The organism is Pseudomonas sp. CCNWLW23, from assembly GCF_037095675.1.
GTDB classification, from domain to species: Bacteria; Pseudomonadota; Gammaproteobacteria; order Pseudomonadales; family Pseudomonadaceae; genus Aquipseudomonas; species Aquipseudomonas atacamensis.
Map to the genome: position 1 here is coordinate 350,857 of NZ_JBAWKM010000001.1, position 15,334 is coordinate 366,190.

The window sequence follows — 15,334 nt, forward strand, 5'->3', positions numbered from 1 at the left end:
CTGTTGATTGGCGTAATCAACCTCGGTACCGAATCACCCAGCCCTGCGGATTCGGGAAGCTTCCAATGAAATACCCTCCCACTACAATTCGGCCGTCCGTCAAAAGCGCCATGTCATGAAGAGCTTCCAGGACGCCGTCCTCGTCGAAAATACTGAACCCTGTGCCATTGAATGACAGGTCTGGTGTTCCGTCTGCCAAAAACTTCGCCGTGATCGCACTCGGATCATCGTCAGTTACTCCGATCCCGGTATCGCCGCTGACGACGATTGAACCGTCAAGTCGCGCCACACAGTGCAACCACCTCAAGCCTTGCGGGACGAAGTCGGAGAACAATGGTTTACCGTCATTGAATACGAGATTGTAGGAGCCTTTGGACGTGAGGACCGCAATCACTCCACGCATGGCACCGTCCCTTACGGCAGACCCTGCAAGAACAATTTTGCCATCCACAATTGAAATGGCGGACAGGTGGATATCGTCCTCTCCAGAGATGATCACGACGCCGTTACCGTTCTCGCCAAATTCCCTGTCGATCTGGCCGTTAGCGTCGAATCGAATGACGTAAGCGCCCGAAGAGGGTCCGCTGTAGCTGCCACCAACCACTACACCGCCGTCAGGTTGATGCGCGACCACCTGCGCAGAACTGTGCTGGTGTGCAATGCCAGCGAGTTCGACAAACGCGAATCCCGCACCATTGAATGTGATGTCGTTGAAGCCATCCGGATTGAGCCGCATGACGATGCCACTCAAACGGCCAGTGCCGTCTTCGACGGAGCTGACCAGAAGAATTTTCTCGTCCTGCCGCAAGACAGCGTCGCCGGTATGACCCGCGCTCCCCATCTGCGCATAAGGAAGGTAACGCACACCCTGTTCAGCAAAGTCCTGATCCAGCCGCCCGTCTTGGTCTTGTTTCACAACAACCAGCCCAGCAGAAACAACAGGCCCATTGCTCTGGTACTCGGCGCGAACGAGCCAACCACCATCCGGGAACGGCGTCAGCTCTAGCATCGAGTGCATATATAGACCGTCCTTGAGTGAGATTTCGACGAATCCGGTCCTTTCTTCACCAAACTCAAGGTCCAGTTGGCCGTTCTCCAAAAGCCGGGCGATCAGCGTTTCCAGGCCATCCTTGCGTCGACGGACAGCCACCAGCAACTTGTTGTCGGGCAGCGCCAGCAGCGCTCTTACGTCAAACTCAGACAGTCCTCCAAGGGGAAATCTGACGATGCCGCTGTCACCAAAAGACGGATCAAAATCAAGCGTGCCACCCGTCAGGTTTGCGCTGAGATAGCGAGTGATCCAGCCATCCACCCGTGAAGGATCAGAAAGGCTGGTGTGGGTCATGGACACCACTATTCGGCCGTCCTCCATGATTGCCAGATCCCGAGGAAACACTGGCCCCGCGACGTCATCGAAGAGCGTATAGCCAATACCGTTGAAGGCCGTGTCCAGTTTGCCGTCAGCAAGAAAGCGCGCGGTCATTACCGCTGAATCCCCGGCACCAACGACAATGATCGAACCGTCGAGCTGTGATGTATGCCACCACGTCAATACGTCTGGCAGTAACGGGGAAAACAGAGGCTGGCCATTATTGAATACAAGATTGGATGCTCCACTGGCGTTCAGCACAACCACTAACCCGCCGTGGACGTTTTCTTGCCAGGCATCACCGACCGCAACGATCCGGCCATCACTTCCGCGCACCGAAATGGCTTTCAGAGAGCGCTCGCCATCCTCGTTGAAAATCAGCTTCGCTTGTCCGTTGTTGAATTCCCTATCCAACTTCCCCGCTGCGTCCAAACGTGCCAGAAAAACTCCGGAGCCTGTCTCACCATTCTGAAAGGATCCGCAAACCAACACCTTGCCATCGGCTTGAACAGCGATAGCGCTGGCGGTGCTCGAGGTGGCACCAACATCCACCGAGACGTAGCCCGCGCCGTTAAATGATTGATCGAGCGAGCCGTTCGACAAAAGACGTATCACCACGGGTGATGGCGAAGGTTCATCGACCAGCAGGAAATGGAGCAGGACGATTTTACCATCGACCTGCTGAGCTACCGAGCCGGTAGAACCATTTGCAGAGGAGGACATTCGGTTCAACTCTGCCCCTGCCGACGACGCAAGCGGGGAGCCCGGAATCTCATAATAGGAAAGTAGACTGATGCCGTGATCGCCGAACGAATCGTCCAGCTCACCGCTGTCTTGCAGGCGAATCAGTGCCTGGCCAGCGTCGACGGCCTTCTGTGTGAAGTATTGAACGCGCACCAGCCAACCGCCGTCCTGCAACGCATCGAGCCCAAACACGGCGCTGATGCGAGCGTTGACTAAAGATATCTCGACGAAACCTGTCTCATGACTTCCGAAGGACTTGTCGAGCGTCCCGTCTTCGTTCAATCGTGCGATGGCAAGCGGCGCATCATTTCCTTCCTGAGGAAGGGCGACCAGCAACTTCCTGTCGGGGAGTGCCAAAACGGCCGCAGCCTCATGGCTCGCAATGCCCGGTATCGGCAACTTCAATAAACCATTCAGGGCAAAAGAGGGATCGGGGGTACCTGGGGTTATAAAGACCTGAGCGTGAGCCTGAGTCATGTTCTTGCTCCATCAAGTGCGTTGCGTCCTTTACGGGACCAGAGCTTGAGTAGAGCATCGCGAAGATGAGCAAAGCACCTGACAGAAATGACAGTACGACCGTCTTTACAGGCCTGAATAACGACTTTGCGAGCCAAAGAACGCACGATCCTTCATCGTGCTTCGCTTGAAGCCAACCCGAAAAAATCTCAAGCCTTGGCCTTCGCCTTCCTCGGCTTCAAATACTTCATCAACCCCTGAAACCACATCACCAGCGCCGGATTACCCTTCAACTGAATCGACTTGTCCTGAATCCCCTGCATAAACGCCAACTGCTTGTTCTTTGCCTGCATCGTGGCAAAGCCATAACCGGCATCTTTAAACGCAATCGCAAACGCCGGCTCCGCCACCACCCCAGACTTGCTGGTGATGCGCTGATCCTTGACCACGAAATGCCGCGCCACTTTCCCGTCCAGCGTCTGCAACTGAAACACCAGATCCTTGTCACCCAACTGCTGCTGGAACGCAGGATTTGTCCGGCTGGCCTTACCCATCAACAAACCCATCATCCACAGAAGAAAACGAAATTTCATGCGCACAGCCTCAAAAGGAAAATGAACGGCCGAGGCAGTGTAAGGGATTCGGACGATAACGCCAGTATCTGACGCTGTTGGAAGAGGATGTAGACCAATTCCTGCACGATGACTGCCAAGTCACGATTCAACGTTTACCCCTGATCGTTCCCCCGCTGCGCGTGGAACGCATCCCGAGACGCTCCGCGTCTCACCGCTCACCTTTCCTACACCTGTTGAAACACATCCCTGTAGGAGCCGGCGAAGCCTGCGATCTTTTGATCTTCCGCCCCGCGAATCCATGGAAAATTTCCTGCGAAGTGCGGGGCTGTCCGTGAACTAGTCGAGCTTGAAGATCACCGATAGGCTTCCTGCGTCATCGGCTATTCGGTGACCGGATGTGCAAGTCCGAATTCGGGAGCAATTTCTTCTTACTCCAAGGGATTTACACCGATGACCAATTCAACGACCAACACCGAGGACACCTCCCCCTACGAATCCTTCGATTCAAGAAAACTACATGAAGCCGCCGAACGCGCCCTCGATCACCACTTCTGCAAATCCGACCTCCCTCAGGCCCCACGCCGCGAAGGCCTGTTCAGCCTGAACCCGGACATCGACGCCGAAGCCCTGCTGGCCAACGCCTCGGAAGACCTGCTATCCATCAGCATCATCGCTGCGGATCTTGCGGACGACATAGATGGCTCACGCCGCTCGGTTGCACTGGCATTTAGTAGGATGGCGGACGGGGTGAGATTGATGGTGGAAGGGACGCTTGATCACATTGAAGTGCGGAACATGGCGGCCAAGTTTTAGCGAGATTCACGGATGAAAAAGAGGGGGCGTTGAGCCCCCTTTCTCGATGATCCCTGTCTTACCACCGACAGCCTGTCTCTGGAGATGCATCCATGGTGATGTCTTGTTCAAATGAATACTTATTTCCGGATTTGTAGTTCGTGTAAGTCATCCGGTAAATTCGAGCACCCTGGCTGACCATTTCGTATTCGCCTGTCAGCGAGTCTTCGGACACTTCTACCCAAGTTGTCGTGAACTGAGAAGGCCGCCCCTCTGCCATGACTTCCTCTTCGACACTCCGATAGACAAGTGGAATGACCTTTCGGGACTTCGTGTACTTGACCCCTGCTCCGCTCCACCGTGAGACGGTGTCGTAATAGGATCGAAACTCGAAATTGATGTTCTTGCCTTCCAACGAACGGAAGCAGGAAACCTCGGTGGTAACCTCACCTAGGGCAGTCAGCGGTATTAGAAGAAGCGCAGAAATAAACGCAAACGACGATTTCAAACCGATCATTCCTTAGCGACTTATGGGCAATTGAAAGTGCTTTTCTGCGAACTATACGGGAATAGGGCCCGAATCATTTCTTGGAGAGTCCAGCACAGCGCTCACCCACCCTCGCCGGGATCTTCGAAACCTTCCCCGCTTCAGACATTCGCGATGCGTATTGCTTGTACGCCGCCACCGCCCGCTCTTTATCGTTCACGGCCCAATAACTGTCAGCGAGATTCAGGTAAGCAACCGTCCTGTTTGGGTGGTTGGCAATCACTGCATTGAGCAACTCAATCGACTCAGCGTAGTAACCCGCCTCGCCGAGCAGAAAACCGAGGTCGTTGGACCAGCCTGGACGCTGCGGGTAGTAGTACTTTGCGACGATATAGCTATCCGGGGGACAAGTGTCATGCGAGCCACCGTCCATCAACGCGTAGCTCATCGTATCCTTGAAGGAAGAGTCATCACCCTTTCGGTAGGCCGCCAGCGCCATATCCAGCAAATCAGCCGAATTGACGGTCATCAATTTCTTTCTAACGCCCTCAATACTGCCAGTACGAGCAACCTGCAGCTTCTGCAGCACTTCACGCCCATCGAAAGAAGCGAGAGTGATAGGCCCCAGTGTCTGCACCGGCAACTCCACTACGCTAACAAGCGACCGGTCACAGGAGTCGTTGTTCGCCACTTCCAGCAGAGCTTTCAGCTCAAACTGCTTTGAGCCTCTATTGAAGGCGAACAACAGGTTGAAGTTGTAAACCGCGTTATCTTCCTCGCTGGTTACCAGCGCGATGTAATCCCCAGCCTCAACGAACGGCTGCTTGACCACAGCTTCCTCAGCCTGTGGATCAATGACGGTCATGACGCCAGGGCGACCTTTGAGTACATGGACGCTGAAGACACCTTGAAGCGCAGACGAGTACTGACTCTTGATCAGAGGCAGCGCCTTCGACGTATCGAGCAATATGTCCTCATTACGTGCCTGCACCGGCGCAATCAACAACCGGTTGGAGGCCTCGTCCGCATCTCCTGCCAGAACAAATACGTTTTGCCGTGATGCATCACCCAACAAGCTAGCCGGAATTTCCTTGAGGACTTGGGGCGCAGCAAGCGCGGGAGAACCCGGTACAGCGAGACAACAAGTTAGAGCGCAGAGAACGCTCTGCAATACGCGTTTCACTTTCTTCAATCCTTGATTCAATCAAATGATGTCCAAATACGTCCCAATTGAGCCCCGATTAGGCACCGGGTTCAGGCGCGCCGCATTTCAGCTCTTTGATTTGCTCGTTCTTGATCGGAATCACACAAGCAAGGCGCTTCTCTCCGAGCCCACGAAGCTCCGTCAAACTGAGCGTCACGTGCAACCCATCCTCGGCAAACACATGATCCTCAAACCCGGCATCGGCATAGTCCGTCCAAAATGCCTTGCCCTCGAAACTGCAAAACCGCTTGGAGGACAGCACTCTCCAACCGCCGTTGGGCGCCAGTATCTGGACCGTCAGGCATGGGCTGCCAAAGGTGCTGACATAACGTGCCACGACATCGCCGAAGCGCTGAGAGCCGGACAGGTACACCTTGTTGAGATCGACCACATTACCCGGCTCATCAGCGACGATTGTGTCCAGGTAGGCCGCACGCTCCAGACTTATTCTGGCCATGCAGTTGCTGATCGTCGTGACATGCGCTGCCACCCCAGGCTCGATTTCCGTGGCTTCAAGCGGGCACGTGGTGTCGCGTAGCTTGATCCAGGCGAGCTGGGATTCTCTGGCCATGGCGACCAGCGCCTTACCCTGCTCAGGGTCGCGCCGCTGTTGAGCCTCAAACCGTCCCAGCAGTTTCTTGTAGCTGGCATTGAGTTGCGTGTCGGCTTCTTTGCGAGCTGCCTCCACACACCGATCAACCTGGGCGCTAACGGTGATTTCTTTGCAGTCGTCCTCGGCCATCGCAAAAGAGGCAAACAGGCATCCAAAGGACAACGCGATAAAACGCGCAAACATGTTCAATTTTTCATTCCCTGAATGACGGATCGCTCAACGACACGTTGAGGTATTTTCTGCGCCTTGCCGTCGGCGCTCATCGCGTCGCGGTACTGGCTGTAATAGCTCTGCGCTTCATCTTTGCGATCAAGGCGCCAGAGCGAGTCGGCAATGTTCAACATCAGTACCGTGCGTTTACCAACGGCCTCAACGCCGCGATAAAACTTCAGCGCCAGCTCATCTCTACCGCCCTCGGCCAAATAGAAGGCCAAGTCGTTGAAAGCTTGAACATTGCGCGCCGGTGGGTGACAAGCCATGTAGGACTCTGGACTTATAGTGCGAAGATTGAATGCGAGTTCTTCCACGCGAGATTGCGGCATCTCAATATTTGAGACCTGCTTCAATAAGTCCTTTGGAGACGGCGTGTGCATGACGAGGTCAGGCGCATCCTCTTCCCCGAAAGTCCACCGATTGCCCTCCCACTTGCCGTAGCAAAACCTGGCTGCGTGCTGACTGAGCACGCAACCGGTCTCCATCGAAATGACCCCGCAACCAGTTTCCTCTGTCGGGATTTCTTCACCCTCTTGGCCAATGACAACGCCATACAGAGTCTGAAGGAGGAGCAATGTTTTCTTGTCGGGACTTAACCAAGCCTCATGCGTTTCAGTACCCACCGCGGGTACATAGAGGGGAAACGTTTTTCCATTGGCGGTAAACGAGGCGACCGCCGACTCCGCAGCAGGCCTTCCCCATGTCTTGTCATTCAGCGTCACTAAGTGCCCGCCAACCCCCACGATCTGAATATTTTCAGACAAGGCATCGGCTGAAGCTGACAGGCCCATGACAAACATCAACCGCTTAAGACTGCCCGCGAGAAAACGGCTCATCCACTCACTCCTCATCCATCGGCGACGATTCCACATCGGTCATGCTTAGCAGCCGAAACTCATTGTTCACAAACTCGTAGTAACGATCCCGGTTACCACTTTCCAACGCATTCCCTTGGGCATCTTCTTCGCCGTCGAGCGTGATGCCGGAGACGATGATCAAGCGGCTCTCGGGTTGGTAAACCATGCCGAACGTGCTGCCGTCGTAAACATTCGGCAAACCACCAACAACCTCACCGGTCTGGGCGTCCAGCACTTCGCCGCAAATCGCGCTGCCGCCACAGCCGAGCCTGTGAAGGATGTAATGGCCGGCGAAGTTGACCTTGCCTTTCAGGGCTTGCACCCGTGCCTGATCCATCATTGGGCTGCTGTTTTCTTGCGGCACCAGCTTATGGTTGGGGCCGTTGAAAACTGGCGTGACGGTGTAATCCTTGAAGGCTGGATCGGCAGCGAATGCCATGGACGCGGCAGCCAATATCAAGCTGCCGAGAAGAACCGGAAATCCTTTCACGCAGTAGCTCCGTAAATGCCGTGGGGACCGTCGGCTTACTCAGCCTGCCCTTCGTAACGCTGTGTCTGCGGGTCGAATTGCCACAGATGTGGCCGGGTCATGGCCTTTTCACCCTTGTAGCGAATCCGCCCACGCTTGTCCCTGATGTAGGAGTAGATCTCGATGTCCTTGAACTCACCTCCCCCCTTGGCTGGGCCGTCCAGAACTTTGACCCCGGCGAAGTAACCGCCGCCCGAATACCTCAAATAACCACGGCACTGGATCAGGAAGGCGAATGTGCTATCCATTGATGAGCCAATGCCGACGCGGGAATTGAAGATGAAGTCTTCGATGCCATCGCCATTTAGATCGCCGCGAAAAACCACGTGGCCCGGATCGATAGAAAACTCTTTTCCATCGAGACTGGAAAGTATGTCTTCCGGATGTTCACTGCTCTGCGGCCATTGCGATAAGAAATATTTTGAGTCAGCTTCCTGATTGCAAACATCTGCCGCCATAACCGCTATCGGGAACCAGCTCACACATAACACCAGCAATCGTTTCACTTCGCATCCTTTGAATTAATCAATTCCAACTCCCCATCCCGATACACCACCTCACACCCCACCCACGCCGGATCCACCTGCGGCATCACCGCCGACGGCTTGCGCAACTCCCGCAACAACGTCGAGCCATGGGACAAGCGCCCGCCCATCCGCGCAATCACCGCACGCGCTGTTTGGTAATGCGCATGTCGCCCCGGATCGAGGGTGTCTTCGAGCAAGATGTCCTCGCCGAGGATGCCCTGCACCTGCCCCGGATAAATCATGAACCGGGTGGCCAGCTCCGCACCTTCGCGACCGTCCTGCCAGAAGCTGCCATCGCGGGCGCGCACATCGGGGTGCGGTGCAAACCAATGTTCGCGATCCGCCAGCGGCACGGCGTGGTGCAGGCGGAAGAAGATGCGCATGAGGTTGTCGCGATACCACTCGCGCACTTGCAGGTAGTAGCCGCGCAGGCCCGGCAGGCCGGTCGAATGCGCGAGGCGGATCAGCCCTGACCATGGCGGGAATGGCTGTAACGGCAGTTCGCTCGACGCGGGTCGAGGTGTAGCCGGATCGGTTTCCCACGGCAATCGATGTGGACTGTTTTCTAAATTGTTGTAAGCGGTCGGCGGGCGGCCCAGCCAATCGCCGCCGCTGCTGGCCAGCGCTGTAGCGATACACAGATTGCCTTGCACCACGAACACGTAAAACCGGGTGAACCAGTCCGCCAGTTGTTGGCCATCGGCACTCTGGGCGACGAGTTCGGCCAGCTCCCGATCGAAGCGCTGCAAGCCGCTTTCCAGATTCAGCAAATGGCCGCGAGCCTTGCGTTGCATACGCAAAAACAGCGGCAACGAACGCAGCATCTTCAACGGTTGCCACGGCAGATGCGGAGTCGCCCCGCCAACTTCACCGGCGTAGTTACTGGCGCTGATACCCCAGTCGGCCAGCCGGGCGAGAAACAGATCATTGTTGATGTAGGAAGCGCCGCCGAACAAGGCGGTGAACGGCTCATTGTCCTGCAGCACCCGCGCATCCCAACGCGCCATGATCGCCGGAATACTCGCTGCCGCGCGGCGTTGGGCGTATTCCACCAACACGCTCGGTTGCGGCGGCAGGATCTCGGCGATATTGGCGGCGGTCAGGTGGCGGCGCCAGCCGTAATCGCTGATCGGCCGGTATTGCAGCAACCACAATTGCGCACCATCCCAGGCCCATTCGACATCGCCGGGCACGTAGTGGAACACGCGCAGTACGTCTTGCAAAAAGCGCCAGAGCAGGTCTTCGGTCAAACCGTGGGACGGCGTGAACGTGCCGCTGCGCCAGGCATCGCCGAGCCGCGAAAGTGTCGCGCGCGAGGGGCTGACGTGACCGTCGGCCAGCGATTCGAGATGGCCTTCAACCCATTCGAGCTCTACCGACAGATGCCGCACAAACGCGATCCCGGAAACCACCGGAGTGATGAAGCGTTGCACCACCACTTCCTCGACACCTTCGGCCGTCAGTTCGGCAATGCGTTTCGGCACATTGGCGGACGGCTCACGCAGATAGGTCGTGCTCAAACCGGCATTCGCGGAATCGGCCTGATCCTCGCCATAACTGGAGGAGCGCACCGCCCAGGTCACATCAGGTTGAGCAGCGAGAAATGCCGGCAGACGCGGATCGTCGCAATCGTTGAGCGTCAGTGCCGCCGGCACCGCTTGCCGCGCGAGTTCAGCCAGGCGCAAACGCCCGCCCTTGGTGTGGGCGACAAACCCGCGCTCGCCCGACTCCAGCCACTGCGCGAACTGCGCGGGCGAGTCGATCCACGGGTAATGACCCCAACCAGATTTGAGGCTGATGGTCAGCTCGGCGCGGGCGAGAATCGCCGACCATGCCGCCGCTTGCTCGATGCCGAGCACGGCGTCCTGATCGCCCCAAACCAGCTCGACCGGATCGGTGATCCACTCCAGCAGCGGCAACGCGGTATCGGCGCGAATCAGATCCCAGTGCGGCACGAACGCACGGCAGCGCGCATAGCCGTCGCCCACGCGCCGGTACTGCGCGGGCGTCCAGGTCTGGTTGGAGAACTTGCGCGCGAACAGCGTGGGCTTGTTCGACAGCAGCCAGTGGATGGTCTTGCGGATCGGAAGCGGTGACATCAGCGCCGGCAATCGACGCTGCCACAAAAACGCACCGACCGGCGCCAACAAAACGCTGCGGGAAAAATGTCCGGGCCGACGCTGCAACGCATGCAATACAAGCAACGCATTGACCCCGACCGCCATGATCGCGCTGCCCTGCTCCGTCATCGCCAGCAAGGTCTGCGCGTAGTCCGCCAGATCCTCGCAGGGTGGCTGCGGGTTGGCGCCGAAGCCCGGCAACTCCAGCGGCACCACGTCGTAGCGCTGAAAGTGCGGCAGCGCGTCATCCCACCAATCGGCAGCGCTGCCGTTGCCGGCCAGCAGGTACATCAACGGCTTGCTCATGAACGATCCTCAGATCAGATCGCGCAGAGCGGCGTCGAGGGTTGGATAGCGGAATGTGTAGCCGGCCTCGGTCAAACGCTCCGGCACCACGCGCTGACCATCGAAAAACAGCTGCGCCATCTCCCCCGCCATTGCACGCACTGGCGCGGCGGGAATGTGCAACCACACCGGACGCTTGAGGACCTTGCCGGCCTGCTCGGCGAACGCTGCCTGACTGACCGTTTCGGGCGCGACAATGTTGTAGGTGCCACGCAGAGTGTCATCGTTGAAAGCCCGCGCGATCACCTGAAGCACATCGTCGCGATGCACCCAGCTCATGATCTGCCGACCGTCACCCATGCGCCCGCCGAAACCCAGGCGGAATGGCAGCAGCAACGGCGTCAACGCACCGCCGGGGCCGAACACCACGCCGAGACGCAGCACTACCTGACGCACGCCAAACTCGGTGGCCGGTTGCGCGGCGGCTTCCCAACGCGCGCAGAGTTCGGCCATGAAACCGTCGCCCTTGCTGGCGTGTTCGTCGAGGCTTTCGCTGGCATCGCGCACGCCGTAGAAACCGATGGCCGAGGCTTGAATCCATAGCGCGGGTTTGTGCTTGGTGTTCTTCAGCCAGGTCATCAGCGCTTCGGTGGTGCCGACTCGGCTGGCGAGCAATTGCGCCTGACGTTTGGGAGTCCAGCGTGGGCCGGCGACAGGGGCGCCGGCGAAATTGATCACTACGTCGAAGGCTTCGTCATGACTGAGTTCGATGAGTGAATGCACGCAGCGGACGCGGCCGTTGAATAGATTGGCCGCGCTCAACGGATCGCGCGTCAGTACGCTGACCGAATGGCCCGCGTCGAGTAATCGATTGACCAAGGCTTCGCCGATGAACCCGGTGCCGCCGGTGATCAGCACGCGTTTGAAAGCGCTGCCGGCAAACGGGTTGGATTGGCTCGGTGTCTTTACTGCAGGAGGCTTCCGGCGATCATGCCGATACAGCCAGAACAACGGCGGCAACAACACCAGCAACGCAAAACCGTCGAGCCACAAGTGCGACCAGACCTGTTGTTGCGCTGAAAGCCACATGTCCTGCGGCGCCCATAACAGGATGCCGGCGCTCAACCAGCCCCAGACTGCCGGGGCTTTCAAGCGATTGCCCAAGTGCACCAGCGCGAGCATGTACAGCGAATAACTTTGCAACGTCGCGCCGAACAGCGCGAGCCACCAGACTTGTTGTTCGTGGCCGGCGGTGGGAACCGCATCGGCACCCCAGAACGACAGTTCGAGGACTTGCAGGTAGCCATCGAGCAAGCCGGAGTCACCGGCCCAGGTCAGGATAAGACCGGCGAGGATATGCGTGATCGCAGCGGCATATAGCCAAAGCACCAACGCTGGGCGAAGCGAGGAAGAAGGGGCTGGCATTCCGTGTCCTTAGCGCGTTCCTTGGGGTGGGGAGTTTAAAGGAAAATCGGGGTCGTCAGATGCTCAAGCGTTAAACGTTTTAGCGTAGGGGATTCAGACAAAACTTGTGCAAAACCGCCTCGAACAGCCCCTCGAAATTCAAATGCAGTGGCTGACTTTGATCGGCGCCGTGGCTGACGATCCCAATCGCCCCACGTTGAAGACGCCCAACTGGTCACCTTTGTCAGCCGCCATTTGATAACAGGCTAACGCCCGCGATATATCCTTCGTTCCTAACTCCCCACCCTCAAAGGTAGAGGCCAGGTAATTCATCGCGTCCGTGGAGCCCATGGTAATCGCCCGAATAACCTGCTCTTCTGCCTGCTTGGGATGAAGGCAAGGGCCGTTATAGTCAGTGGAGTTTCCTGAACAAAGAAACGTCGCATAACCCATCGCACCCTTTGGTATTTTCGAAGCCGCTTTGAACAAAGCCTCAACCTTAGGGGTTTCCAACTGAGATGCCATTTGCGAAAGACTCAGGCTTGCCGCCGACAGGCTCGCCTGTGCATCACCCGACTCAGCAGCACACACAAAATTCTCCAGGGACGCTTCAATCAGCTCCGCAGTCAGCCGGTATTGCTCAAGAAACCCCAGCCCACCTAAAGCTTCAGCACGCTGATCACAGAAGTTCTCGGCGCGGCTCATTCCTGGATTACGTGTTGCGACAAGATCCTTCTCACTGATCGACCAATCCTCAATCCCCTCAAGCACCCAGCACGCCTGACGAGAGAAGTTGAAGATTTTCACATTGCTGTTACCCGCCCGTTTATCCACAACGTTGACGTGACTGTCGTCGACCTCTTCGATCTCGACTCCAGGTGTCTTGCCGGGTGTGATTGCAGCCATCAGCGGATAGGTGAACGTTGTTCCACTAACTCCCGAGGTCGAAGGCTCAAAGGTACTACGTTCCTTTCCCGCCACCGGTTTCAACACCAGGGACTTGACCGTCATTGCAGTGAGACGGCGCTGTGATTCGCTGCTGGCGGAAAACGCCGTCAGGAACGGCGCGAACTCCTCCGAGGGGCAAGCGCCGCTGGCCGGCGCCGTCGAAGCGCTCTTGTCGGATGCAAGAGCAGGGACAATCTTGTCCAGATACGCCGAGCGCTCACGACTCATTCTGGCGATGCACGAGTTGACAGCGAACACATGCGCCGGCATCCCCGTCTCGATCTCGAACGCCTCCAAAGGGCAGTTCGCATCGCGCAATTTCAACCACGCACGTTGCGATTCTTTAACCTTCGCCGCGTACTCCGCACCCAACGCCGGATCTGTTCGATAGTCAGACTCAAGCCGCGTCATCAACTGCTTGTAGCTGACATTCAACTGCGTATCGGCAGCCTTCTTCGCCGCCTCCGAGCAGGGCACCATTTCCAGGCTTGAGGTGACATTGCGGCAGTCGTCCTGCGCGTAGGCAGCTGAAGCCGGCAGCAGTAAGCCCAGAAGGGTTAAAACAAAACGGTTCACTGTGTTCTTCCTTGAGTCATTCAGGTTTTGCGTTTGGTGAATCGGGTGATGCATTGCTTGGGCATGTTCATTTCCCAGTAGGTGCTGAGCAACGCTTTACGCTTTTTGTCGACGCGCAGGTTAACGAATCCATCGCCGCAGTCCGGCTGTAACTCTTCGAAGGTGCCGGTTATGGCTTGATAATTGAACACTCGGTAGTAGTCATAAGTGCCCATGCCGTCATCGAGCTGCCAGATCGCGAAATCCTTGGCGCCGTCGAAGTTGAAATCATCGAACTGCATGTGGAGTTCGTTTTCGGCTTCAAAATCGATTGTTCGCGACTCGCTGTGCGTTTCGCTTTTAACCGCGATGCTCAGCTTGGAGCCTTCGAGAACCAGCGTCGCGTCGACGCCTTTGGTTGGACTGAACGTGGTGGTTTCGGCTAACGCCGGGATCGTCCACATCAGGCCGAGCAGTGATACCGCAAGAGTTTTGAATTGCATGTTCTCGCCCTACTCCCACTTGCATCCGGACTCCAGAGAAGAGTCGATGCTGGTGTTATTTCCGAAATGAAAAAACCTTGCCGTTAGACCTCTTCGTGTAAGACATCGAGACGATGTGCGTCCCTTGAGACACGAACTGATAGGTTCCCGTGACGTTGCCGTTGATGACTTCAGACCAGGTTGTGGTGCTCTGCCAAGGCGCATCGGGACTGAGCATCTCGTCCTCGTAATCCGTCAGCACAATGGAAATGGGTTCGCTGGACTTGGCGTACTTGACGAAGCCACCGGACCATTTGCTGGCTTCGTCGTAGTAGGTACGGAGTTCGAACTTTACCGGGCTCGATTGGGATAGTTCGAAGCAAAGTGATTCGGTGGTGACTGCGCTTTGAGCGCCTAAAGGAAATAGCACAAAAAAGAGAAAGAAAAGTTTGTTCATGCTCATCCAAGTCGACGCTTTCGCGCGAATGCTCTGGCTTGTCCGTTTCAACGTCTGCTCTTGTCCGGTGCCAAAGCCAATTGGCGAGCACGCTCTATCGTCGCGCGAATTAGGCAGGCATCGGACCACTCACCGAAAACTGATTTATGCAATTTCGGGTCGGCCTGGCACTCCGCATCTCGAAATTTCATCCAGGCTCTTTGAGTTTCCCTCAGTGCTTTCTGACCGCTTTCGTCCAGCCGACTCATACGATCCCGATATACAGAATTCAGCAATGCATCCGCGTCAGGAACCATCAGATCAAGAACACCATTTCCCGAGGGAAACCACTCAACGTCGGCCAATGCCTGTTCGCTCTCATTGTTCCAATTGTAGAGGCCGTTTTCTTCGATCTTCAGTGTGGCGGATCGCTGATGGTGATTCGTCGGATCGCTCTCGCTGACCTCCGAGCGATAAACAATTTCCAAATAGATAGGGTCGGTTGTGCGCTGAGGATCATTCAATAGCGTTTGCCGAACAATGGCCCGTTGCTTTTTGCTCTCCGTGATCTCTATCGAAAAGCACGGATCCGGCCCAGGACGCTCTGCGGACGCCTTCCTCTCCAGGCATTGATTTCGCACCGCCATTGAAGGGGTATCCGAACCGCCACCCACATCAACGACTCTGACAACAACCGGACTTCCGGGTCCTTGGAAAAGTCGGCCTGAAGGATGGTGG

At 56.7% G+C, this 15,334-nt stretch carries 15 protein-coding genes; 1 reads left to right on the forward strand and 14 read right to left on the reverse strand.

Annotation, left to right across the window (positions count from 1 at the left end):
• Positions 1-16: 16 nt before the first annotated feature.
• Positions 17-2,590 (reverse strand): hypothetical protein, encoded by a 2,574-nt coding sequence (locus V8J63_RS01655; protein WP_336463468.1) that lies wholly within the window; start codon positions 2,588-2,590, stop codon positions 17-19.
• A gap of 188 nt (positions 2,591-2,778) precedes the next feature.
• Positions 2,779-3,162, reverse strand: coding sequence for a hypothetical protein (locus V8J63_RS01660; RefSeq protein WP_007920327.1), 384 nt, complete (start codon positions 3,160-3,162; stop codon positions 2,779-2,781).
• A 432-nt stretch (positions 3,163-3,594) separates the two neighbouring features.
• On the opposite strand from V8J63_RS01660, the gene V8J63_RS01665 reads away from it, so the two are divergent.
• Positions 3,595-3,957 carry a DUF6124 family protein gene (locus tag V8J63_RS01665; RefSeq protein ID WP_336463469.1) on the forward strand — a complete coding sequence of 121 codons (363 nt, stop codon included), beginning with the start codon at positions 3,595-3,597 and terminating at the stop codon, positions 3,955-3,957.
• A gap of 58 nt (positions 3,958-4,015) precedes the next feature.
• Here the strand turns inward: V8J63_RS01665 and V8J63_RS01670 are convergent, their stop codons facing one another.
• The 12 genes from V8J63_RS01670 to V8J63_RS01725 all read right to left on the reverse strand — a co-directional run bounded on the left by V8J63_RS01670 (position 4,016) and on the right by V8J63_RS01725 (position 15,243).
• Positions 4,016-4,444, reverse strand: coding sequence for a hypothetical protein (locus V8J63_RS01670; protein ID WP_336463470.1), 429 nt, complete (start codon positions 4,442-4,444; stop codon positions 4,016-4,018).
• A gap of 73 nt (positions 4,445-4,517) precedes the next feature.
• Entirely contained in the window at positions 4,518-5,606 is a 1,089-nt protein-coding gene (locus V8J63_RS01675) for a tetratricopeptide repeat protein (RefSeq protein WP_130926264.1), read from the reverse strand.
• 58 nt (positions 5,607-5,664) lie between these two features.
• A complete protein-coding gene (locus V8J63_RS01680; RefSeq protein ID WP_336463471.1) occupies positions 5,665-6,423 on the reverse strand; it encodes a lysozyme inhibitor LprI family protein in 759 nt (252 codons plus the stop codon).
• A 2-nt stretch (positions 6,424-6,425) separates the two neighbouring features.
• Positions 6,426-7,289: a tetratricopeptide repeat protein gene (locus V8J63_RS01685; RefSeq protein ID WP_336463472.1), complete on the reverse strand. Its 864-nt coding sequence runs from the start codon at positions 7,287-7,289 to the stop codon at positions 6,426-6,428.
• A gap of 4 nt (positions 7,290-7,293) precedes the next feature.
• Positions 7,294-7,749, reverse strand: coding sequence for a hypothetical protein (locus V8J63_RS01690; protein ID WP_129998090.1), 456 nt, complete (start codon positions 7,747-7,749; stop codon positions 7,294-7,296).
• Positions 7,750-7,835: 86 nt separating this feature from the next.
• A complete protein-coding gene (locus V8J63_RS01695; RefSeq protein ID WP_110644516.1) occupies positions 7,836-8,345 on the reverse strand; it encodes a hypothetical protein in 510 nt (169 codons plus the stop codon).
• Complete coding sequence (locus V8J63_RS01700) at positions 8,342-10,792, reverse strand: alpha/beta hydrolase (protein WP_336463473.1); 2,451 nt, start codon at positions 10,790-10,792, stop codon at positions 8,342-8,344. The genes V8J63_RS01695 and V8J63_RS01700 overlap by 4 nt, the downstream gene beginning before the upstream one ends.
• 9 nt (positions 10,793-10,801) lie before the next feature.
• Entirely contained in the window at positions 10,802-12,196 is a 1,395-nt protein-coding gene (locus tag V8J63_RS01705) for a TIGR01777 family oxidoreductase (RefSeq protein ID WP_336463474.1), read from the reverse strand.
• A gap of 138 nt (positions 12,197-12,334) precedes the next feature.
• Positions 12,335-13,699 (reverse strand): lysozyme inhibitor LprI family protein, encoded by a 1,365-nt coding sequence (locus tag V8J63_RS01710; protein ID WP_130901941.1) that lies wholly within the window; start codon positions 13,697-13,699, stop codon positions 12,335-12,337.
• 20 nt (positions 13,700-13,719) lie between these two features.
• A complete protein-coding gene (locus V8J63_RS01715) occupies positions 13,720-14,181 on the reverse strand; it encodes an XAC2610-related protein (RefSeq protein WP_130901940.1) in 462 nt (153 codons plus the stop codon).
• 55 nt (positions 14,182-14,236) lie between these two features.
• Positions 14,237-14,617 (reverse strand): hypothetical protein, encoded by a 381-nt coding sequence (locus V8J63_RS01720; RefSeq protein WP_241663583.1) that lies wholly within the window; start codon positions 14,615-14,617, stop codon positions 14,237-14,239.
• Positions 14,618-14,664: 47 nt separating this feature from the next.
• Entirely contained in the window at positions 14,665-15,243 is a 579-nt protein-coding gene (locus V8J63_RS01725) for a lysozyme inhibitor LprI family protein (RefSeq protein ID WP_336463475.1), read from the reverse strand.
• Between the last annotated feature and the right edge of the window lie 91 nt (positions 15,244-15,334).